Origin of the sequence: Marinobacter sp. ES-1 (assembly GCF_000475255.1) — a bacterium.
GTDB classification, from domain to species: Bacteria; Pseudomonadota; Gammaproteobacteria; order Pseudomonadales; family Oleiphilaceae; genus Marinobacter; species Marinobacter vinifirmus.
The window spans coordinates 72,499-94,728 of the sequence record NZ_AXBV01000036.1 but is presented as its reverse complement, the minus strand read 5'-3'; the positions used below and the strand labels follow the sequence as shown (position 1 = coordinate 94,728).

Here is a 22,230-nt window from a genome sequence, read left to right as displayed (position 1 = left end):
CCTTCAGCGGTTTACGCAGCCAGGGTCCCAAATAAATAATGGAGCGCGGATCCTTCAGCCCATGCGAGCTATTTCATGGCGCGTGGGAGCGCAGCGGCAAAGTCCCAAATCAGGTAGTCACGTGGACAGGAATTGGAAAGGTCCCATGGCTTGGAGGAAGGAATCTGCCTCCGCCCCCGCCTTTGTGTCCAAAAAGGACAAAAGCACATGGCAGCTCAAAGCACTCGACGGATTACGATTGTTGGCAAATCCATAGCGAGGAGCCAGCCATGAGCAAACGAATGACTCACCAGGAAATCTGCGAAGAGTGGGAGGCGGTCAGCCGAGCCCAAAATGTGAACCACCAACGTGGTATCAAAGCCGCCATAACGCAATGCCGTCAGTTTCTGACGGCGATTCACCAGCAAGCGGACGTGGAGCAAGCGAGGTACCGCTATCTGGCGCAGCGGCTCTGTGATCACTTCTGGTCCCACAACATGGCTTATCGTACCGACAAGACACCCGGCTATCCCGGGCACTTCGGCTGCCGCGTTCGACTCAGAAAAAGAAAACTGGAATTGTCCTGGTACTACAACCGCTTTATCCCGAAGAAGAGTGGCGAGGGCCGATCAGTGTTCAGTGAGTACATTCGCAAAGAAGGTCGGTTCCGCTACCACAAACCGGCCTTCACTCGGGCTCAGGACTGGGAGCAACCCCATATCATGGAGACTGAGACTGGTTTTGAAATGCTGCGAAGACTCAATGCCAACCAGGCGGAGCTTTGTCGAATCGTGCGGAAAAGCGAGCGCCTCCTGAAAAATCTGGAGGAGCACCTCGGTGGACTGAAGGAGGCGACCAGCGGGAGTTCAAGCCCCTCCAACGAGGAGGGATGAGGGCTGTTGGCGGTAAAAGGCATGCCGCTCACACCGCAGGTGTTGATTGCGTGGGGCTATTGATGGGATCGCCCAGATTTCAGGTGGCTATATATGCCGTTCTTTGCTGGTCTATCCGGGTCAAATCGGTTGAATGCAGCGTGGTACCTCTATATATTGATCAGTCAATGTAGTGTAGGGCTGTTCCGCCCATGAGACCGTGCCGCCTCAGATAAGGTGGCAACACCATCGCCCATAGGAAGCGAAAACATGGCCGAGATGGAAGATCGCTGGTTATCCGTAGACGAAATTGGCAAGCACCTCGGTGTCAGCAATGACACCGTGTACCGCTGGATCGACAAGCACGCAATGCCCGCCCACCGCATGGGGCGATTTTGGAAGTTCAAAAAAGTCGAAGTGGATGAGTGGGTCAAGGGCGGTGGAGCCGCTGAGACGAGCAAAGGTGAGCGTTCCGAATGACCCAAGGCCGGTATCGCATCTCCTTCACGTCCGGCAGCCTGTATCACCGCGAATCGGTGAAGTTGGCCGAGCTGTACCTGTCGCTCCGTGACTGGGAAGATGTGCGGACTCAAGCTCTACATGACAACCTGCTACAGGCCAGAACAGAAAGCACGGCAAAGCGCACCTGTAGAGAGGCGATTGCACGCCTGAAGACGTTGACCGAAAGCGAACTGACTTTCCTGGCCGAGGCAAACCACCAGGACCAGGCTCACCTTCTGTGGGTTGCCGTGTGCCGCCTGTACCGCTTTATCGCGGACTTTGCGGTGGAAGTGCTACACGAACGGTTTGTCGCGATGAAGCTGGATCTCAGTTTTGAGGATTTCGATGCCTTCTATAACCGTAAATCGGAATGGCATGACGAACTGGATAATGCCAGCGCCTCAACGCGCGATAAATTGCGGCAGGTCCTGTTCAGAATGCTGCGGGAGGCAGGGTTGTTAGCTAAGGACAAAACCATAAACGCAGTTCTGCTCAGCCCCAGGCTGGTTGAGTTGCTGCGTCAGAACAATCCTGACGAGTTTTTCTACTTCCCAGTCTATGAATCCGATATCAGGGGGATGTCAGCTTGAAAAAGGACATTGCCAAAATGCCGATGCAGGAGCGACTACAGCACCTGTTTAGCGTGGTTTCCGGCCAGCGGTTCCTGAACAAACAGGGACTGGGTAATGAAGTGCCTTTCTTCATCTGTCCCTACCGGCCTGAAGAAGCGGTCGAGATGGAGCGTCTTCAGCGGCAGTTGGTTAACCGGCTGGAGCAGGCGGGCATCCGGATCCTGAGTATCAATCTGTACGACCTGGCCGTCGATATTTTGAAAGAAAGAGACATCTGGGAGCAGGTGTTGGAGCTCGAGCCCACGGTCTCAAAGGATCAGCTGAAAGAACTGCTACAGGGAGTGCTGGACCCGGAAGCCCATTTGGTGCCCGCTATTGCGGCAAAACTCCAGTCCGTTGAGTTTGACGTGCTGTTTCTCTCAGGGGTGGGCGAGGTTTTCCCCTACATACGCTCCCATAACGTGCTCAACAACTTGCAGAGCACCGCCAAAGACCAGCCAACGGTGATGTTCTTTCCGGGGTCCTATACCCACTCGCTGGAAACCGGTGCATCGCTGGATCTGTTCGGCAGGCTGCATGACGACAAGTACTACCGTGCGTTCAACATCTTTCATTACGAAGCCTGAGCGGACGATACGATTCGAGGCGTAATCATTAAGGGAAAGTACAATGACATTGAAGAATATTTTTCTAAAGCCCGTTGACCGCCCCATTGAAGGCGTTATCAAAGCCGACGATGAAGCCAGTCTTCGCCTCGAAATTGAAGAATACGTACTGACCAACGAAGTCGAGAAACGCCTCGAAGAGTTCCTGGACGCCTACAATAACTACGAAGGGGCCAACGGTGTATGGGTCTCCGGCTTCTTCGGGTCCGGTAAGTCTCACCTGCTCAAAATGCTGGCCCTTTTGCTTGAAAACCGGGAAATGGACGGTGCTACAACCCTGGACCTGTTCCTTCCCAAGTGCAGCGAGAATGAAATTCTCCGGGGCGACCTGAAGCGAGCTGTCTCAATTCCGGCGAAGAGCATTCTGTTCAACATCGACCAGAAAGCCGATGTCATCAGCAAAACCCAGATTGATGCGCTTCTGGCCGTGTTCGTTAAAGTCTTCGACGAAATGTGCGGCTACTACGGCAAACAAGGGCACATTGCCCAGTTTGAGCGCGATCTGGACGGCCGTGGCCTGTACGAACAATTCAAAGCCGAGTACGAGACCATCGCCGGCCGCCCCTGGCAGAAAGGCCGGGAGCAAGCCCTTCTGGAAGGCCCGAATATTGCCCAAGCCTACGCCGCTGTGACCGGTGGCGACCCGCAGTCGGCAGCGGGCATTCTGGACAAGTACCGCAGCGAATACCGAGTCTCGATTGAAGACTTCGCGGACAATGTGAATGCCTATATCGAGAAGCAGGCAAAAGAGGGTGGCCACAAAGAGTTCCGCCTGAACTTCTTTGTGGACGAGGTCGGCCAGTACATTGCCGACAACACCAAGCTGATGACCAACCTGCAAACCATTGCCGAGAGCCTCGCCACCAAGTGTCGGGGCCGGGCCTGGATTATCGTCACCGCGCAGGAAGAGATGAAAAACGTGGTTGGCGAAATGGGCAAGCAACAAGGCAACGACTTCTCGAAAATTCAGGCACGGTTCAATAACCGCATGAAGCTGTCCAGCGCGGACGTGGCAGAGGTCATCCAGAAGCGCCTGTTAACCAAGACCGAAGAAGGCGTCAATCAGCTGTCGGACGTCTACCACGCACAGGCGAACAACTTCAAAACCCTCTTTGACTTCGCGGATGGATCGGCTACCTACCGGAACTTCCGGGACAGGGACCACTTTATCCACAGCTACCCCTTCGTCCCCTACCAGTTCGCGCTGTTTCAATCGGCGATCCAGAATCTGTCGCAGCACAACGCCTTCGAGGGTAAACACAGTTCCGTCGGTGAGCGCTCCATGCTTGGGGTTTTCCAGCAGGTGGCCATCCACATCGGTAATCACGAGGTGGGCCAACTGGCCACCTTTGACCTGATGTTTGAAGGCATCCGCTCCGCACTGAAATCACAAATACAGCGGGCGATTATTCAGGCCGAAAACCACCTCGATAATGCCTTCGCCATTCGGCTGCTGAAGGCCCTGTTCCTGGTCAAATATGTCAAGGAATTCAAGCCCACGGTGCGCAACCTTTGCGTGCTGATGCTGGATGCCTTCGATCAGGATCTGCCGGCACTTCGCACCAAGGTCGAGGAAGCCCTGAGCCTTCTGGAGCAACAGACCTACATACAGCGCAACGGGGACCAGTACGAGTACCTGACGGACGAGGAAAAGGACGTCGAGCAGGAGATCAAGAACACCGAGGTCGAATCATCGGATGTCGCGGACGAGCTGGAAAAGATCGTTTTCGACTTTGTTATAAAGCAGCGCAAGATCCGTTATGACGCCGGCTCTTCCCAGAACCAGGGGCAGGACTACTCTTTTTCGCGCAAACTGGATGATCGTCTGCATGGGCGTGAATACGAGCTCTCGATCAATGTCATCAGCCCGTTCCACGAGCATACCGACAACGAGCAAATGCTCCGTACAGCCTCTACGTACAAGGCGGACGAACTGTTTGTGCTCATGCCGTCAGACGAGCGCCTGGTGCGCGATCTGCTCATGTTCAAGCGCACCGAGAAGTACATCAAGCAGAACATTTCCGTTACCCAGCAGGAAGCCGTTAAGCGGATCCTGAATGACAAGGGCTTTCAGAACCGTGAGCGCGAGGCCAGGCTCCGGCAGCAGGTTCAGACCCTCATTGGCAAGTCCAAGTTGCTCATTGGCGGCGCCGATGTGGAAGTGGCGAATGAGGACCCCCAGACCCGCATTATTCGGGGCTTCCATGAGCTGATTTCACGGGCTTACCCCAACCTCCGCATGTTGCGCGGCGTTTCCTATACGGAGAACGACATCAGCAACTGTCTTAGCCGCACAGACGATGGCCTTTTCGGTAACGACGCCACGGCCCTGGCGGAATCCGAGCAGGAAGTGCTGGCGTTCATTCAGAGCAACAACCGGGGCGGTGTCCGCACCACCCTCAAGAGCCTGCTGGAAAAGTTCGAACACAAACCCTACGGCTGGTATTACGCTGCGATTCTCTGCACCCTGGCCAACCTGTGCGCCCGTGGCAAGGTGGAAGTTCGTCTCGACGGGAATATCCTGGAGGACAGCGAGCTGGAGCGCGCCCTGCGTAACACTCACGGCCACGGCAACGTGGTGCTGGAACCACAGATTGAGTTCACCGCCTCTCAGGTCCGAGCCCTCAAGTCGTTCTACGAGGACTTCTTCGACAGCCCGCCCCGCAGCAGCGAAGCCAAGGCCCTGGGTAAAGAGGCCGGCGAAGCCTTCCAGGAAATGTACCACGACCTGGATCGGCGGATAGCGCAGGTCGATCAGTATCCCTTTCTCAATGCCTTGAAACCTGCCCTGGTGACGCTGAAAGAGGTCGCCGGAAAGCCCTACACCTGGCACCTGACGGAATTGGGCAAGCAGGAAGACCAGCTGCTGGACCTGAAAGAGGATGTCATCGACCCCATCCGCAAGTTTATGGGCGGTTCACAAAAAGACATCTACAACCAGGCCCGGTCCTTCCTGCAGAGCCAGGAGCCCAACTTCATCTATGTGTCCGGGGACGAGATCGAGCAGATCCGCACCATCCTGAACGACCCCAATTGCTACAAAGGAAATCGCATTCAGCAGCTCAAGGGCCAGTTGGATAGCCTGCAAGAGCGCATTGACGAGAAAGTACAGCAAACCCGAGCTCAGGCAGAAACCTCCCTGAAGACCATGCAGGAACGCATGCAAAGCATGGACGAATATCAGTCCCTGCCGGAGCCGCGCCAGGATGAACTCAACAAACCGTTCCGGGATCTGGTCGATTACATCGGACAGGAGCGCCTGATTGCTGTGATCAAGGACCGTACCCGGTACTTTGAAGAAGAGGGCTACCAGAAGCTGCTGGGCAAAATGGTGGCGCTGGCCAATCAGAAATCAGCACCGGCAGACGACCCCGATCAGCACCCAGGTAGCCAGAGTGAAGACCAGAGTGACGGGGGGACTCCCGAGGTCAAGGAATCGCCCGCCGACTATGTTCACACCCGCAACCTCCGTGTCGCGTTCGACAAGGCCTGGCTGGCCAACGAGCGTGATGTGGACCGGTACCTGAATGCCCTGCGCGAGGCCCTGCTGGTTGAAATCCAGCAAGGCCGCAAGGTCCAGATTTAAGCATGCCGAACCGTCTAACCGGTCGATGTTGGGGATAGCCATGCACGAAGCCGAACAGGAAATCCGGGCGCTCATTCGCGGTGGCGAAAGCCTTGCCATCGAGTTCAAGAGCGACGTCAAAAGCCTGCCTGACCGGGACCTGGTAGCCGCGGTGGTGGCCCTGGCCAACACCGAGGGCGGCGACCTGTTCCTGGGCGTTGAAGACGATGGCACCCCAACTGGGCTGCATGCCAACCACCGCAACCTCGCCGGCCTGCCCGCACTGATTGCCAACAAGACCATTCCCTCGCTGGCCGTGCGCGTTGAGGCCCTGGAGCTGGAGGGGCAAACTATTGCCAGGATCCAGGTTCCCAAGTCCCGGCAGCTGGTGTCGACCTCGGATGGCCTGCTGCAACGTCGGCGCCTGAGAATGGACGGCACTCCGGAGGCCGTGCCCTTCTACCCCCATGAGTTTGTTCAGCGCCAGTCCAGCCTGGGAGTAACGGACCCCTCGGCCTTGCCGGTGGAAAACCTGGCGGTTGAGGATCTGGACCCGATTCAGCGGATCCGCATCCGCAACGCCATCAAGAAATACGGCGGCGACCAGAGCCTGACGCCCCTGGCGGATGATGAGCTGGACGGCGCCCTGGGGCTGACCGTGAACGTGGGAGGCCAGCGTCACCCCACCGTGGCAGGGCTGCTGCTGCTGGGGAGCGACATGCAGCTCCGACAACACCTGCCCTCCCACGAGGTAGCATTCCAGGTGCTGCGCGGTACCGATGTGCTGGTCAATGAGTTCTACCGCAAACCGCTGCTGGAGACCTTCGAGGAGGTCGAGGTACTGTTCCGCGCCCGGGTGGAAGAAGAGGAGATTCAGGTCGGACTGTTTCGCGTGCCCATCCCCAACTTCGACCGCCGGGCCTTCCGGGAAGCCTTTGTGAACGCCCTGGTTCACCGCGACTACAGCGCCCTGGGCGCCGTGCACGTCAAACTGGACGATGACGGCCTGAGCATCAGCAATCCCGGTGGTTTTGTGGAGGGCGTCAACCTGGACAACCTTCTGGTGGCTGACCCTCGCTCCCGTAACCCCTTGCTGGCTGACATTATCAAGCGCATCGGCCTGGCCGAACGCACGGGCCGAGGCATCGACCGGATCTTCGAGGGCATGCTCCGCTACGGGCGCACTGCACCCGACTACTCCATGTCGTCCGCTCACACCGTCTCCGTGCGCATGAGCGCAGCGGACGCGGACGCCGAGTTCCTGCGCATGATCGTCGAGCGCGAGGAACAGACCGGCGCCGCCATGCCCATCGACAGCCTGATTATCCTGTCCCGGCTGCGCAATGAGCGGCGTTTAAGAACAGCGGACCTGGCCAAGTCGGTGCAGAAGCCGGAAACCGTGGTCCGGGGCACCCTGGAGAAACTGGTGGAGGCCGGCATGGTGGAAGCCCACGGCACTGGCAAGGGCCGCACCTACACCCTGAGCGCCAAGGTTTCCAGGGGGGCGGGACAGAAGGCGGCCTACGTTCGCCAGGCGGGCTTCGATGCCATCCAGCAGGAGCAAATGGTGCTGAATTTCATCGATACCCACGGCAGCATCAAACGAGCGGATGCCGCCGATCTGTGCCATATCAGCCCTTTCCAGGCCACTCGACTGCTCAACCGCTTGAAAGACAAGGGCGTGATACGCCCGGTAGGCCAGGGGAAGGGGACCCGATATGAGCGAAGCTGATAAAATACGTGCGGCGCACGAAAAATACGAGCGTATACGAGCGCCGCGCGTATTTTTGCATGCAAGTGAGGGGCGTGGCCGACTGAGTGCTGGGGCAGGGGATAGTAAACAATCGGGAAGTAATAATGATAGACCGGCTTGAACTCAAAAACTTTACGTCATTCGGTGATCTGGACATCGATTTCTCATCCAAGATCAACGTGATCATTGGCGAAAACGGTACCGGCAAAACACACTTGCTCAAGGCGGCCTATGGGCTTTGTGCCGGCGCATCGTTTTTCAAGAGCAAGCCGGATCTCGGTAAAGCCGAGCTCGAAGCGGCATTGACTGCCAAGTTTCTGCGCCTGTTCATGCCTCTGGATGACAAGCTCGGGAAGATGCACCTTCACGGGGCCAGAGAACACGCCAGTTTAACCGCGCAGTTTGCAGAGGGGCAGAAGGTCAACGCGACCTTTTTCAACAACTCCTCTGAGCTTTCAATCAAGGATTCGCAAAGCTACGCCAAGTACCGAGCTGAGCCGGTGTTCATCCCAACCAAAGAGGTGCTCTCTCTGGTCAAGGGTATGGCAAACGAAACACACGACCAGAAAACGGTCGAGCTGATATTTGATGATGGCTACGTCGATCTTGCTAAAGCTCTGAGCAAATCCAGTGGTGAAGACCTGGACGCGCGGATCAACGAAGATCCTAGGCTGAGTTCGATTATTCCGCAATTGGTCAGCCTGATTGGTGGCCGCTATCAGTGGGAAAACGGCGGCTTCTGCTTCCAGCCAGGTGAATATCGGGAAAAGCCCTCTCCTAAACGAACCAATTCCAAGTCCGCCCAAGCGTATCAGGACTCCACGGTGACGGAGTTCGTTGCAGAAAGCGGCCGTCAGTACTCCAGCAGCATGACGGCGGAAGGCTTCAGGAAGATCGGTATTCTGCACAGGTTGCTCAGCAACGGCGTGCTGTCTCCTGGGTCCAGTGGCCCACTGTTCTGGGACGAACCGGAATCCAATATGAACCCCAAGCTGATGAAGCTGCTTGTTCAGGTTCTTCTGGAGCTGGCTAGAAATAACCAGCAGGTTATTCTGGCTACGCATGATTATGTGCTGCTCAAGTGGTTTGACCTGCTGGTCCGACCGGGCCAGGGGGATCACATTCGCTTCCATGCCTTGGTCAACGAGGGTGACCGAGTCACTATTCAATCAGCGGATAGCTATAAAGAGCTGGATAACAATGCCATAGCGAACACATTCAATGATCTGTATGACGAAGAGATCAAGCGCTCGCTCGGGGGTAAGACATGACTCTTCTCTCTGAGGATGACCTGGAATTCGATTTCAGCGATGCGATTGATGCCGTCCGCTTTGATGACGACGCACTACATGGGCAAAGCACCATGAAGCGAGTTGATTTTATTGCGGAGTATGAGGATCGCTTCGTTTTTGTGGAAGTAAAAGACCCTGACAACCCTGTCGCGGCCAATCCTGAAGCATTCAGACAAAAGCTCGTCAGTGGCAATTTAATACCGGATTTAGCCGGGAAGTATAGAGACAGCCTCTGGTTCCGAGCCCTCAGCGGTAAGGTGGGAAAACCAGTTCATTATGTCGTCCTGCTTTCCATGGCCGCTCTCGATCCCGCATTGCTGCTCGCCAAACAAGATGAGCTGCACCGCTGCCTGCCCTTGAATCACAAAGACTGGTCTCTGCCGTTTGCACAGGCATGCGTCATTCTCAACCTGGACCAGTACAAGAAACAATTTGGAACCCATACCGTCCGCAGAATAAGTGCGGGAGCCTAATTCATGGAAACATCGAAACTTAAAAAATTCGCCCAATTCGCTCGCCGCAGCCTCCTCGAACAGGTTACAGCCAAGCTCAAACTGGTACTCGCCGACGAGAGTCCCGCCCGGCGAGAAAGGCCACAGGCGATTAAAAAACTGGAAGAAGCGATAGCCGAGCAGAGCAAAGAACAGGTTATTGAGCGGGTGGCCTATATCTGGTTCAACCGCTTCTGCGCCCTGCGTTTTATGGACGTGAATCGTTACAACCGCATTGGCATTGTTTCCCCTGCTGAGGGGCAGTTCCAGCCCGAGATCCTAGCGGATGCCAAAATGGGCCATATCGATGGAGAAATGGTGTCGGAGGCAACCCGTCAAAAGATCTTCACTCTCCTGGATGGCAAAACACCCAGTCAGGATCCGCAGGGGGAGGCCTATCGCCTGTTGGTCGTCGCGGCCTGTAACTATTGGTACAGTGCGATGCCGTTCCTGTTCGAGCGCATTGACGATTACACCGAGCTTTTAATGCCGGATGATCTTCTATCGGGTAACTCGATCCTGGCCTATACCCGCGAAGCCATGACGCCGGACGCCTGTGAGGATGTCGAGGTGATCGGCTGGCTGTATCAGTTCTATATCTCCGAGAAAAAGGATCAAGTATTCGAGGCGCTGAAGAAGAATCAGAAAATCACACCGGCCAATATTCCCGCCGCCACGCAACTTTTCACGCCACACTGGATTGTGCGTTATCTGGTGGAGAACTCTCTGGGGCGCCTCTGGATGCTCAACCGTCCTGCTTCTGGCTTGATCGAGCAGATGGATTACTACATCAAGCCGGAAGAGCCCGAGACCGACTTTTTGCGGATCAATAGCCCGGAAGAGATCAAGATCTGTGATCCAGCCTGCGGATCGGGGCACATGCTGACGTATGCATTTGATCTGCTTTATGCCATTTATGAGGAAGAAGGTTACGAACCTGCCGACATTCCGACCAAGATTTTGACTCATAACCTATACGGCATCGAAATCGACGAGCGTGCTGGGGAGCTGGCTGCCTTTGCTCTGACCATGAAGGCGCGTGCCAAGCAGCGCCGGTTCTTTCGCAAGCCGGTTCAGCCCAATATTGTCGTCTTAGAGAACGTGGTCTTTACTGACGCCGAGATGCAGGACGTGGCTGCTCTGGTAGGCAAGGACCTTTTCACGGACAAGCTGCGCGAGATGTTGGGCCAGTTCGAGCATGCCAAAAACTTTGGCTCGCTGATCGTGCCGAAGCTGCGCGACCCGGCAGAGGCGCTGCGGGTTGTCGAGGCGCGGGACTTTGGCGGCGATCTGCTGCTGAAGGAGGTGCAAGAGCGTCTCGTGGCCGTGCTGGGCATGGCCGAGGCGCTGGCTCCGAAGTATCACGTGGTGGTGGCCAACCCGCCGTATCTCGGTGGGAAAGGGATGAACGAACGGCTTCAAGAGTTCGCAAAAGCACATTTCGTCGAAGGTAAATCCGATCTGTTTGCCATGTTCATGCTGAGAACAATGGCCATGGTCATTCCCGACGGGTTTGTCTCGATGATTAATATGCAGTCGTGGATGTTCTTGCGCTCGTACGAAAACCTCCGAAGCAAATTGCTTTCAGGGTCGCTCATTGAAACAATGGCGCATCTTGGTGAGCGCGCATTTGACTCCATAGGAGGCGCAGTTGTTTCGACGACCGCGTTTGTGCTTAGAAAGTCAAACGCCCCAGACGCTGAAGGCATTTTTGTTCGGCTTGTTAGCGGAGAAAATGAAGCGGAAAAATCAGCAGCGCTGTTACTTGCTGTAAAGGATCGCAAACACCCGCTGAGGTTTAGTGCGACGTCCGATACATTCGAAATGATCCCCGGAAAGCCAATCGCATACTGGGTTAGTGACAGTCTTGCTGATAGCTTTTCTGATAGCACCCGCCTAATCGACTTGGCCCGTCCATGCCAGGGTATGGCAACCACCAATAATGGTTTGTTCGTCAGGGATTGGCATGAGGTTGGAGCAGAAAAGATTGGCTTCCACCAAACCAGCGAAAACAACGCATATGAAAGTGGAAAGAAATGGTTTCCGTACAACAAAGGCGGTGGCGGACGCCGTTGGTTTGGCAACGCCGAAGATATTGTAAATTTTGAGAACCGAGGCAAAACGATATGTGAGTATATCGACAATACTCCGGGTGTGAAAGTTAAGTCCAACGGCAGGGTAATTAACCGAGAAAGATTCTTCCTTGAGTCAATTAGTTGGTCGAAGATATCTAGCGGAAGAATTGCACTTCGCAACTATCCGAATGGCTTTGTGTTTGACGTTGCTGGTTGCTCTATCTTCTCAGACCACAACTTCCTAATGAAAATTCTTGGTTTCATGAATTCTATCGTCTGCTTCAAGATCCTTGAATGCATGTCGCCGACGCTCAATTTTGAAGTCGGACAAATCAACAATCTGCCAATCCGTGATTTGACAGCGAAAGCCAAGTCAGCTTCTGAAGAAACCGCCGAAGCTGCAATATCACTGGCAAAATCCGACTGGGACGCTTACGAGACCTCCTGGGATTTCACCACACTCCCTCTGATCTCGCCCGATCATCGGAGCGAGACGCTGGAGAACAGCTATGCAACCCTCCGTACCCATTGGCAGGGCATGACGGACGAGATGAAAGCCTTGGAGGAAGAAAACAACCGGATCTTCATAGACGCTTACGGCCTACAGAATGAGCTGACACCTGATGTGCCATTAGAAGACATCACTCTGACCTGTAACCCTCACTACCGCTACGGCAACAACAAAAGTGAGGAAGAGCTGGAGTCACTTCTTCTGGCTGACACCATGCGCGAGCTGGTCTCCTACGCCGTTGGCTGTATGTTCGGCCGCTACGCGCTAGACAAACCGGGGCTGATCCTGGCCAATCAGGGCGAGACTATTGAGGATTACTTGAAGCAAATCCCGGAACCGAGCTTCCCGGCGGATGATGACAATGTTATCCCCATGCTCGATGGCGACTGGTTCACCGACGACATCACCGAACGCTTCCGTGAATTCCTGCGCATCGCCTTTGGCGAAGAACACTATGAGGAAAACCTCCGCTTTGTCGAGCAGGCGCTGGGCAAGGATATTCGCAAGTACTTCCTGAAGGACTTCTACAACGACCACGTGCGCCGTTACAAGAAGCGACCCATCTACTGGCTGTTCTCCTCTCCCAAGGGCTCATTCAACGCGCTGATCTACATGCACCGCTACCAGCCCCACACCGTGGGCACGGTGTTGGAGTATTTGCGCGATTTCAAAGACGAGAAACTGCAAGCCCGGAAGAACCATCTGGAGGCTGTCAGTATCAGCGCCGGGGCCTCCCAGGGTGATAAGACCAAGGCCCTGAAAGAGATCGAGAAGATCAACAAAACCCTCGCCGAGCTGGATGACTACGAGCGGGATGTGCTCTACCCACTGGCCACCGAACAGGTGGAAATTGATCTCGATGACGGGGTGAAGACCAATTATCCGAAATTTGGCGAAGCTTTAAAGAAGATTACCGGCCTCTCTGGCTAGGAGCACAGGCATGCATATCAACAAACTAACCTTGCAGCGCTTTCGTGGCGCTCAAGATCTACCGCTGGATCTGGATGACAAGCTTAATGTGTTTGTCGGCATGAATGGCACGGGTAAATCCAGCATTCTGGATGCCTCGGCCATCATGCTGTCCTGGCTGGCGAATCGGATTAAGCATGCGGGTGCGTCTGGGCGTCCGATTGCCGAATCCGATATCAGGAATGGTGAATCCTCCGCCAATCTGGCCATTCAGCTATGTGATGAGGGTACTTCCTTCGGCTGGAACTTGGCGAAGGTGCGTAAGGGGTACAGCAAAAAGGACCTGGCCTCTGTTCTGATTTCTGCATCCGAAACGGCCAAGGGTATTCAGGCCGGCATCACCGAACACAACGGGAAGGTAAACATCCCCTTGTTTGCTTACTACCCGGTGAATCGCGCTGTGTTGGATATTCCACTGCGTATCCGGGAAAAGCATCAGTTCGGGCTTCTTTCTGCTTACGAGGAGTCGCTAACCAGTGGCGCCAACTTCCGTACTTTCTTTGAATGGTTCCGGGAGCGTGAAGACCTTGAGAACGAGAACCGCAAATACATAGATGATCTGATCAAGCCGGACGATTTCGAGTTCCCGGATTCGCAGCTAACGGCGGTGCGGCGGGCCCTTGAGATTTTCATGCCGGACTTCCAAAACCTGACCGTAAGGCGCCAACCGCTGCGGATGGAGGTAACGAAGAAAGGCCAGCGGCTGACGGTAAACCAGCTTTCCGATGGCGAAAAATGCTTGATGGCCATGGTTGGCGACCTTGCCAGGCGCATGGCCATAGCCAACCCGGAGCGAGAAGATCCGCTGCTGGGAGATGGCATTGTGATGATCGATGAAATTGATCTGCACCTGCATCCGAAATGGCAGCGCCTGGTGGTGCCCAGTTTGAGGGCGGTTTTCCCGAACTGTCAGTTTTTTATCTCCACTCATTCACCGCATGTAATTACCCATGTGAAACCGGAGAATCTGTTCCTTATGAACATGACAGATGCCGGGGAATTGGAGATTGTTCGCCCGAATGAGTCCTACGGGAAGACGGTGGACAGGGTACTTGAAGATCTGATGGGCCTTGAGACCACACGCCCTGACCAAGTGGAAGATGCTCTTCGAGCTATTTACGGGCAAATCAATGATGGCGAGCTTGATACTGCCAGAAAAGGCATTGCTGAATTGGAACGAGACATTGGCGAAGATCCGGAACTGGTAAAAGCCAAGGTGCTGATCAAACGCAAGGAGCTGATTGGCCGATGAAGTATGTGGAGAAGCGCCACGAACCTGAAGTTTTTACGCAATGGAAGGCTCTGGCCAATGTCAATGAAGACTGGCAGCCTACCTATGGCGACCTGAGGGGTGAGCCCAAAGCCTCGGTAAAGAGATCATTGATGCGGGAGCAGGGTTACATCTGCTGCTATTGTGAACGCCGGTTAACCGAGGGCGATTCCCACATAGAACACTTTCAGCCTCAGAGTGACCCGACTGTGGATCCGCTGGATTACGGCAATCTTTTGTGCTCCTGCCAGAATCAGATCAGAAAGGGTGAGCCCCGTCACTGCGGTAACCTGAAAGGCGACTGGTTTGACCCCGAGCTGTTGATATCTCCGCTGGATGCGAATTGTGAGCCCCGGTTTGGTTTTGAAGGTGATGGTTGGATTAAACCTGCTGACAATAACGACCGGGCGGCCTGTGAAACCATTACCCGACTGGGCCTCGACCTGCCCAAGTTGAATGAGTTGAGAGCTGGAGCAATTGAGCCTTTCCTGGATGATAGCTTGAGCCATGATGAGCTGGGTCAGTTCGTGTCGGGCTACTTAACCATGGGAGCAGACGGCCGTTTCGGTGAGTTCTGGACCACCATCAAATACCTGTTTGGGGACTATGCCGCCGCATGAGTAATCGAATTTCCCAGGCCTCTCATGAATATCCCAGGTCGCTCATGAAGGAGGGCTACCTATGAAATTGAAAGAAATTGCCGTTAAAGGCTTTAAATCCATCAGCAATCACGACTACGAGCGTATTGCCTTTAACGATGTCACGGTGCTGTTGGGGGCGAATGGCTCCGGGAAAAGTAACCTGATTTCACTGTTCCGGCTGTTGGGATTTATGACCACTGGTGCTCTGCAGCAGTACGTTGGCAGGCAGGGCGTCAGCCAGCTTCTGTTTTATGGCCCAAAGGTGACCGAATCGCTGAGTTTCAGCGTGAAACTGGAAGATGACAGCACCACGGACTCCTACGATGTAAAGCTATCGTATGGGTTGCCGGACCGGCTGTTTGTCAGTGGTGAACAGGTAAGCTATCACAAAGCCGGTCACCCTAGACCGCAGGAATACTTTCTGTCCAGTGGTGGCCCCGAAGCGGAGCTGGGGCAGGATGATCGACCCACCAGTAAAGTGCTTACCGGTCTGCTCAGAGGCATACAAACCTTCCAGTTTCACGACACATCCGACACCGCCCGAATCAAGGACCGGGTGTACGTTGATGATGTGTCCTACCTGCGCAGCGATGGGGGCAACCTCGCGGCCTTCCTCAAGATGTTGAAGGAGTCGGACAGCTATCGTCCTTACTACGAACGAATTGTCCGGCATATTCGCAAGATTATGCCGCAGTTCAACGACTTCGTACTGGATACCCTTCCTGGCAATGACCGTTTCGTGCGACTGAACTGGTCTGATACCTACCGCCAGGATTATCTTTTTGGTCCGGATCAGATTTCCGACGGGTCTCTTCGCTTCATGGCGCTGACCACACTACTGTTGCAGCCACCGGCGTTGCTTCCAAAAGTGATCGTTCTGGATGAGCCGGAGTTGGGTCTGCATCCGGCTGCCACGCTTGAGCTTGCCGGTATGATCAAACGTGCATCCCAGAAAACGCAGGTGGTCCTGGCCACCCAGTCCACACGGCTGGTGGATGAATTCCTGCCGGAGCAGATTGTGATTGTGGAGCGCGATTCAAAGACCGGCGCCAGCTCGTTCCACCGTCTGGAAGCGGAGGCGCTGGGTGAATGGTTGCAACGGTACAGCCTCTCGGAGCTTTGGGAGAAAAATGTGTTGGGAGGGCAGCCGTGATTCGACTGCACATAACCGCAGAGGGCCAGACCGAGAAAGCCTTCGTCGACCAGGTTTTGACACCCCATCTGGCGCACTTTGATGTCTACACCGACGCGCGCTGTGTGTTAACGAGCAAGGACAAACGGGCAGCCAAAGAATACCGGGGTGGCTTGATCAGTTACCAGAAGGCAAAAGCAGACATCGAAACCTGGATGAAGGAAGACGCCAACCAGGAATGCTGGTTTACCAGCATGTTCGATTTATATGCCTTGCCAGACGATTTCCCAGGATTTGACGAGGCGGAACGGCTGGAGCCTTATCAAAGGATCGAACGGCTCGAAGCTGCTTTTGGCAATGAAATGAACAAGCCAAACTTTATTCCCTATATCCAGTTGCATGAATTTGAAAGCCTGATTCTGGCTGACCCGGCCAAGCTGGATTGGGAGTACCTGGAGCACGACCAGCCAATTGGAAATCTAGTGAAGATGGTCGGCTCCCAAAATCCGGAGCTCATCAATGACGGTCGAGAAACAGCGCCATCAAAACGAATTCTCAAAGAGATACCGGAGTACGACAAGGTGACATCAGGGGTATCGGTTGCGGCTCACATCGGCCTCGGTGCTCTGCGGGCCTCATGCAAACACTTTGATGAGTGGGTGTCGCGCTTGGAGAAGCTCGGGGGCAAAGAATGAGCCAGCAAATCAATTATGCGCTGGGCAGGCTTTTCGATAAGCACCGGGTTGTGTTCTGGTACGACACCAAGCAAGAGCTGCGCAGTGACTTCGAGGCGGTTTCCATTCCGGACGTGGAGAAGCTGGAGATCGCCAACAACGAGTACGGCCTGAAACATCGCATCCTGCGGGAGGCACCGGAACAGAAATTCTTGCTGTACAAAGAAGGGCCACAACCGGAGGATCTGGACAACTGGTTGCTGGACGTACAGCTGGCCCACGGCGAGTTCCGGACCGACCAGGTGGCCATCTGGCTGTCCGAGTTGGAGTTGGGCCTGGAGTTCGCCGAGATAGCTCAGGCCCATACGGAGTTCTTTCAGGCGATCAAGCGCAAGGAGGCACTGAAGAAGTTGCTGAAGCCGGACGATACCGCCGGCCAGCTGCGCCTGAAGATGCTGGCCGTGTGTGCCGGTAGCGAGCCCCGTATGGACTCGGTGGTGGAAACCCTGCTGCAGCAACTGGCTGAAGACCGTGATGATGGCATCCGGCTGATTGAGCGCTGTGGTCTGGGCAGCTTCCTGTGGGAGCAACTGACCCGTTTCTACGGCTACGAGGCCAGTGAACCCAGCCTGCGCGATTTCGTGATCGAGCTGTTCAAGTCCTGCTACGCCATGGGTACCGATGGCGATGTCAAACTGACCGGCGACGCCCTGGTGTTCCTCAAGCGCTGGAAAGACAGCCGGCAGTTCGAGCAGGGGTTTGAAACCCTGTCTGCCGAGTGTGCCGAGGTGCTGGGCATTGAGCAGGATCTGGGTAAGCGGGACTTCCGGGACCTGGTTGAGCTGGATTACTTCCGGCTAATCGACCAGAAGATTATCAGTGACCTGGTGCGGGCGGTGGTAGGCCGCACGGTCACTAGTGGCGATGTGGCATTGTGGGTACGGCAGCGGCGCCAGGGCCACTGGTACGGGGAGTTCCGCCACCTGTATGAAGCCATTGAGTTTGCGGCCCGTTTTGTCCAGATGCTCGGTGAGGCTCGTCTCACCATGGACAGCCTCTCCGACGGCGTTCAGCGATACAGCCGTTCCTGGTTCCAGTTGGATCAGCTCTACCGCAAATTTACCTACCATGTGCGCATGTCCGGCCAGGCATCGTTAATGGGCGATCTCAGTGAGCAGGTGGAGAATTTGTATTCCAACAACTACCTGCTCAAGCTGGGCGACGGCTTCCAGGTTCACGTGGATGCCGCGCCGCGCTGGGAGGCCTATCCGGTCGTTCAGCAAACAGCCTTTTTCGAGCACTGGGTTCGCCCGTACCTGTGCAAGGACAAACGGATCTGCGTGATCATTTCCGACGCCATGCGCTATGAGATTGGTGATGAGCTGCTGGGCCTTATCCGGCAGGAAGATCGCTACAGCGCGGAGCTTGAACCGGCACTCTCGACCCTTCCCAGCTATACCCAGCTCGGTATGGCGGCGCTACTGCCCAACAAGTCCCTGGCAATCGCCGACAACGATACCGGTACGGTACTGGTGGATGGCCAAAGCTCACAGGGCACGGTCAACCGTACCAAAATCCTGCAGGCCGCCTTGGATGGTCGGGGCCAGGCCGTCAAGGCGGAGGATTTTATGCAGCTCAACCGGGAAGACAGCCGTGAGCTGCTCAAGGGTAATGATGTGCTGTACATCTACCACAACCGCATCGATCACACCGGCGACAAGATGCATTCAGAGGGGCAGGCCTTTGAAGCCGCAGAACAAACCCTGGATGACCTGATTCGACTGATCAAGAAGCTCACGGCGGCCAACGCCAATAACCTGCTGATCACCGCTGACCATGGCTTTATTTACCAGAACCGTGAGCTGGATGAGAGTGATTTCCTGGGCGATGCCGTTTCTGGCGATGATATTCGCTACCGGGACCGTCGGTTCGTGCTGGGTAAGGGGCTGTCCGCCTCTCCGGCCTTCCATCACTTCTCGTCTGAGCAGCTTGGGCTGGATGGCGATATGGAAGTGCAGATTCCCAAGTCCATCAACCGGCTGCGTCTTAAAGGCTCTGGCAGCCGCTTTGTGCATGGCGGCGCATCCCTTCAGGAGGTTGTGATTCCAGTCCTGAAGGTTAACAAGAAGCGCCAGAGTGATGTCAGCGCCGTTGAGGTGGACATCCTGCGTGGGGCCAGCTCGGTGATCACTTCCGGCCAACTGGCCGTCACCTTGTATCAGTCCGGACCGGTTACCGAGAAAGTACAGCCTCGCCACCTGCGGGCTGGGATTTATACCCAGTCAGGGGAGTTGATTTCGGACAGTCACGAACTGTCGTTTGACCTGACCTCGGAGAACCCCCGCGAGCGGGAGCTTCAGGTGCGCTTTGTGCTCAGCCGCAAGGCGGACGAGGCCAACGGCCAGGAGGTTTTCCTGAAGCTGGAAGAACAGCACGCCGGCACCTCCCACTACAAGGAATACAAGTCGCTCAGGTATTTGATGCGGCGGTCCTTTACCAGCGATTTTGATTTCTGAGGGTTATAGCCAATGAGTACGCTTGACCAAAAGATCAACGAACACTTCCCCGGGTTGGTGGTGCGCAAAGACCTGGTGAAAACGGTCAAGGGCAACGCCATCGTTCCCTCATACGTGCTGGAGTATCTGCTCGGCCAATACTGCGCCACTAACGACGAGGCCACGATTAAAACAGGGATTGAAACGGTCAAGGAGATTCTGGCCAAGCACTATGTCCACCGGAACGAGGCCGGACTGGTGCGCTCGAATATCAAGGAAAAGGGGCGCTACAAGGTTATCGACAAGATCAGTGTGGCCCTGAATGAGAAGACGGATGCCTACGAGGCGCAGTTTTCCAACCTGGGAATCAAGAAGGTATTGGTGGATTCTGGGACCGTCAAGGCCCACCCCAAACTGCTGGTAAGCGGCGTATGGTGCATTGCGGACATCGAATACGTATTTTCTGAAGACCAGAACGTCAGCCCCTGGATTCTGTCCACCCTCAAGCCGATTCAGCTATCGCACTTCGACTACGACGCCTACGTTGCCGCGCGGCAGCAGTTCAGCACCGATGAGTGGATTGACCTGCTGATCCAGAGTATCGGCTTTAACCCGGAGATGTTCGGACGGCGCAGCAAGCTGACGCAACTGGTCCGATTGATTCCGTTCTGCGAGCGGAACTACAACCTTATCGAACTTGGCCCCAAGGGGACGGGTAAATCCCACGTTTACTCCGAATTCTCGCCCCATGGGATCCTGGTTTCCGGTGGTGAAGTCACCGTACCCAAGCTGTTTGTGAATAACTCCAGCGGCAAAATCGGCCTGGTGGGCTACTGGGATTGCGTGGCCTTTGACGAATTCGCCGGTAAACAGAAGCGAGTCGACAAGGCCCTGGTCGACATCATGAAGAACTACATGGCCAACAAGTCCTTCTCCCGTGGCGTGGAAACCCTGGGCGCCGAGGCGTCCATGGTGTTCGTGGGGAACACCCGGCACACTGTTCCTTACATGCTGAAGCATTCAGACCTGTTCGATGAACTGCCGGACAAGTTCTACGATTCTGCCTTTCTGGACCGGATCCACTTCTATATTCCGGGATGGGAGGTCGACATCATCCGGGGCGAGATGTTCTCCGACGGCTATGGCTTCGTGGTGGACTACCTTGCAGAAATCCTGCGCTCGATGCGGAACTACGATTACTCCGACCAGTATAAGGAGCACTTTACCCTTTCTTCGGATATCTCGACCCGTGATCGGGACGGTATTAACAAGACCTTTTCCGGCTTGATGAAGATCCTGTTCCCCCAGGGGGGAGCGACCAGGGAAGAGGTTGAAGAAGTGCTGCGCTTTGCCATTGAGGGGCGCAAGCGGGTCAAGGACCAGTTACAGCGGATTGATACCACCTACGGCGAAGTACGCTTTTCCTATCAGGATCAACAAGGCCAGGAAATACTGGTCACGACACTTGAGGAAGAAGAGTACCCGGGTTACTACCATCAGACAGTGTCTACTCCTGATGACGGGGGATTAGAGCCCGAGCCAGCAGCAGACGTTAAAGGTGGCGAGCCCAAAGAGCCCCGCGCCCCTGAGCCTGCGCTGGAGGAAAAACACCTGACCTTCCAGGAGAACCAAAAAGGCATCTCATTCGACGGCTTGTTTGGCGCATACCTGAAAGGCGCCAGCAAGATCACCGTCACAGACCCCTACATCCGGCTTTTCTACCAGGTCCGAAATTTCATGGAGTTTCTCGAAGCCATCGTGAAGAACAAGGCCGAGGAAGATGAAGTGGCGGTTCACCTCGTCACCGTCCGGGACGAGTTCAAGGGTGACCTACAAGACGAGAGTTTTGAAAAGATCCAGGAATCCGCTCGCACCGTGGGCATCGACTTCACCTGGGAGTTTGATGAAAGCGGCACCATTCACGCCCGTCATATCGTTACAGATCACGGCTGGAAGATTTCACTGGATCGAGGGCTGGACATCTTTCAGCACTATGAGATGAATGAAGTCTTCGCGTTTGCCAACCGGTTGCAGCAGTTTCGGTCTAGCAAGGCCTTCGAAATTACCTTCATCAAACAGTCATAGATCCACCCGGCAGTGCAATGGGAGGCGGTGTGTCAGGCGCTCGCTTCCCACTCCCACCAGGACCGAAACAGCTCGTCACCACCCGGCACATAGGTGTGAACCTCCCGGCCATTCCAATCCAGCGCCAGAACCTGCAACGCAGCCTGTTGCAGCTCGGCATCCAAGGCCCTCAGCCGGTTCAGCTCGAATGGCCAGTGACTCGCGTTATATAGGCCAAGCAGGAATCGCCGGATATGCCGGGCCTGGCCGCCTCCACTATGAGCGGCGTCGATCAGTATTGTGAGAGCCGGAAGCCCCGCGTCCTCCCGCTGTTGCCTCCACTTTTCTTCCTGTTCCAATAAAAGAAGAAAGCTGTCGGGAAGCCTGGCTGTTCTGTCCTTCATGTGCATAACCTCATATCGACTTCACGATTATGCTGCCATGGACGACGCAGTAGGCACGGCTCTCGAACTGCCCGTTTTGGGCAAGAACACCGGTTTGCCCCGAATTTATTTCAGATCGTCATTGTGTCGGGGTGATTTTTTTCGGAACTTCCGCTCCAGGAACGCTTCCAGGCGATCGGCGTTGCGGTAGACCATAACGCAGATAAAAAGTACGACTGCGACAAAGCTCAGGAATGCAATCAGTGTGGCAGATAGGTTCAGCATATTCAGGTCTCCAATAGTTGATTGCCCTTTCAGGGCACTTT

The 22,230-nt window shown here is 55.2% G+C and carries 17 protein-coding genes; 15 read left to right on the top strand and 2 right to left on the bottom strand.

Annotated elements, in window-relative coordinates; genetic code table 11:
• Positions 1–269 precede the first annotated feature (269 nt).
• The 15 genes from mobI to brxL all read left to right on the top strand — a co-directional run bounded on the left by mobI (position 270) and on the right by brxL (position 21,542).
• Positions 270–872, top strand: a complete 603-nt coding sequence (gene mobI / locus Q668_RS06820; RefSeq protein ID WP_022988853.1) for a conjugative transfer protein MobI(A/C) — start codon at positions 270–272, stop codon at positions 870–872.
• Positions 873–1,121: 249 nt separating this feature from the next.
• The gene (locus Q668_RS06815; RefSeq protein ID WP_008174223.1) at positions 1,122–1,331 is read left to right on the top strand and encodes a helix-turn-helix domain-containing protein; all 210 of its coding nucleotides are present in this window, start codon (positions 1,122–1,124) and stop codon (positions 1,329–1,331) included.
• A complete protein-coding gene (locus tag Q668_RS06810) occupies positions 1,328–1,942 on the top strand; it encodes a DUF1819 family protein (protein WP_022988852.1) in 615 nt (204 codons plus the stop codon). Before Q668_RS06815 ends, Q668_RS06810 begins: the two co-directional genes overlap by 4 nt.
• A gap of 17 nt (positions 1,943–1,959) precedes the next feature.
• Positions 1,960–2,550 (top strand): DUF1788 domain-containing protein, encoded by a 591-nt coding sequence (locus tag Q668_RS06805; RefSeq protein ID WP_011784100.1) that lies wholly within the window; start codon positions 1,960–1,962, stop codon positions 2,548–2,550.
• A gap of 43 nt (positions 2,551–2,593) precedes the next feature.
• Entirely contained in the window at positions 2,594–6,175 is a 3,582-nt protein-coding gene (brxC, locus tag Q668_RS06800) for a BREX system P-loop protein BrxC (protein ID WP_022988850.1), read from the top strand.
• Between the two features lie 40 nt (positions 6,176–6,215).
• Positions 6,216–7,886 carry an ATP-binding protein gene (locus Q668_RS06795; RefSeq protein WP_022988849.1) on the top strand — a complete coding sequence of 557 codons (1,671 nt, stop codon included), beginning with the start codon at positions 6,216–6,218 and terminating at the stop codon, positions 7,884–7,886.
• A 125-nt stretch (positions 7,887–8,011) separates the two neighbouring features.
• Positions 8,012–9,178 carry an AAA family ATPase gene (locus Q668_RS06790; protein WP_022988848.1) on the top strand — a complete coding sequence of 389 codons (1,167 nt, stop codon included), beginning with the start codon at positions 8,012–8,014 and terminating at the stop codon, positions 9,176–9,178.
• Positions 9,175–9,672: a hypothetical protein gene (locus tag Q668_RS06785; RefSeq protein WP_022988847.1), complete on the top strand. Its 498-nt coding sequence runs from the start codon at positions 9,175–9,177 to the stop codon at positions 9,670–9,672. Before Q668_RS06790 ends, Q668_RS06785 begins: the two co-directional genes overlap by 4 nt.
• Positions 9,673–9,675: 3 nt before the next feature.
• Positions 9,676–13,206: a BREX-1 system adenine-specific DNA-methyltransferase PglX gene (gene pglX / locus Q668_RS06780; protein WP_022988846.1), complete on the top strand. Its 3,531-nt coding sequence runs from the start codon at positions 9,676–9,678 to the stop codon at positions 13,204–13,206.
• Positions 13,207–13,216: 10 nt separating this feature from the next.
• Positions 13,217–14,497, top strand: a complete 1,281-nt coding sequence (locus Q668_RS06775; RefSeq protein ID WP_022988845.1) for an AAA family ATPase — start codon at positions 13,217–13,219, stop codon at positions 14,495–14,497.
• Positions 14,494–15,135, top strand: coding sequence for a retron system putative HNH endonuclease (locus Q668_RS06770; protein ID WP_022988844.1), 642 nt, complete (start codon positions 14,494–14,496; stop codon positions 15,133–15,135). The genes Q668_RS06775 and Q668_RS06770 overlap by 4 nt, the downstream gene beginning before the upstream one ends.
• 61 nt (positions 15,136–15,196) lie before the next feature.
• Positions 15,197–16,309, top strand: coding sequence for an AAA family ATPase (locus Q668_RS06765; RefSeq protein WP_022988843.1), 1,113 nt, complete (start codon positions 15,197–15,199; stop codon positions 16,307–16,309).
• Positions 16,306–16,983 carry a DUF4276 family protein gene (locus tag Q668_RS06760; RefSeq protein WP_022988842.1) on the top strand — a complete coding sequence of 226 codons (678 nt, stop codon included), beginning with the start codon at positions 16,306–16,308 and terminating at the stop codon, positions 16,981–16,983. Before Q668_RS06765 ends, Q668_RS06760 begins: the two co-directional genes overlap by 4 nt.
• The gene (gene pglZ / locus Q668_RS06755; RefSeq protein ID WP_022988841.1) at positions 16,980–19,478 is read left to right on the top strand and encodes a BREX-1 system phosphatase PglZ type A; all 2,499 of its coding nucleotides are present in this window, start codon (positions 16,980–16,982) and stop codon (positions 19,476–19,478) included. The genes Q668_RS06760 and pglZ overlap by 4 nt, the downstream gene beginning before the upstream one ends.
• Before the next feature lie 12 nt (positions 19,479–19,490).
• On the top strand, positions 19,491–21,542 hold the full coding sequence (gene brxL / locus Q668_RS06750) for a BREX system Lon protease-like protein BrxL (protein WP_022988840.1): 2,052 nt from the start codon (positions 19,491–19,493) through the stop codon (positions 21,540–21,542).
• 32 nt (positions 21,543–21,574) lie between these two features.
• Here the strand turns inward: brxL and Q668_RS06745 are convergent, their stop codons facing one another.
• Positions 21,575–21,925: a hypothetical protein gene (locus Q668_RS06745; protein WP_022988839.1), complete on the bottom strand. Its 351-nt coding sequence runs from the start codon at positions 21,923–21,925 to the stop codon at positions 21,575–21,577.
• 105 nt (positions 21,926–22,030) lie between these two features.
• Positions 22,031–22,189 carry a hypothetical protein gene (locus Q668_RS17280; protein ID WP_022988838.1) on the bottom strand — a complete coding sequence of 53 codons (159 nt, stop codon included), beginning with the start codon at positions 22,187–22,189 and terminating at the stop codon, positions 22,031–22,033.
• Positions 22,190–22,230: the final 41 nt, after the last annotated feature.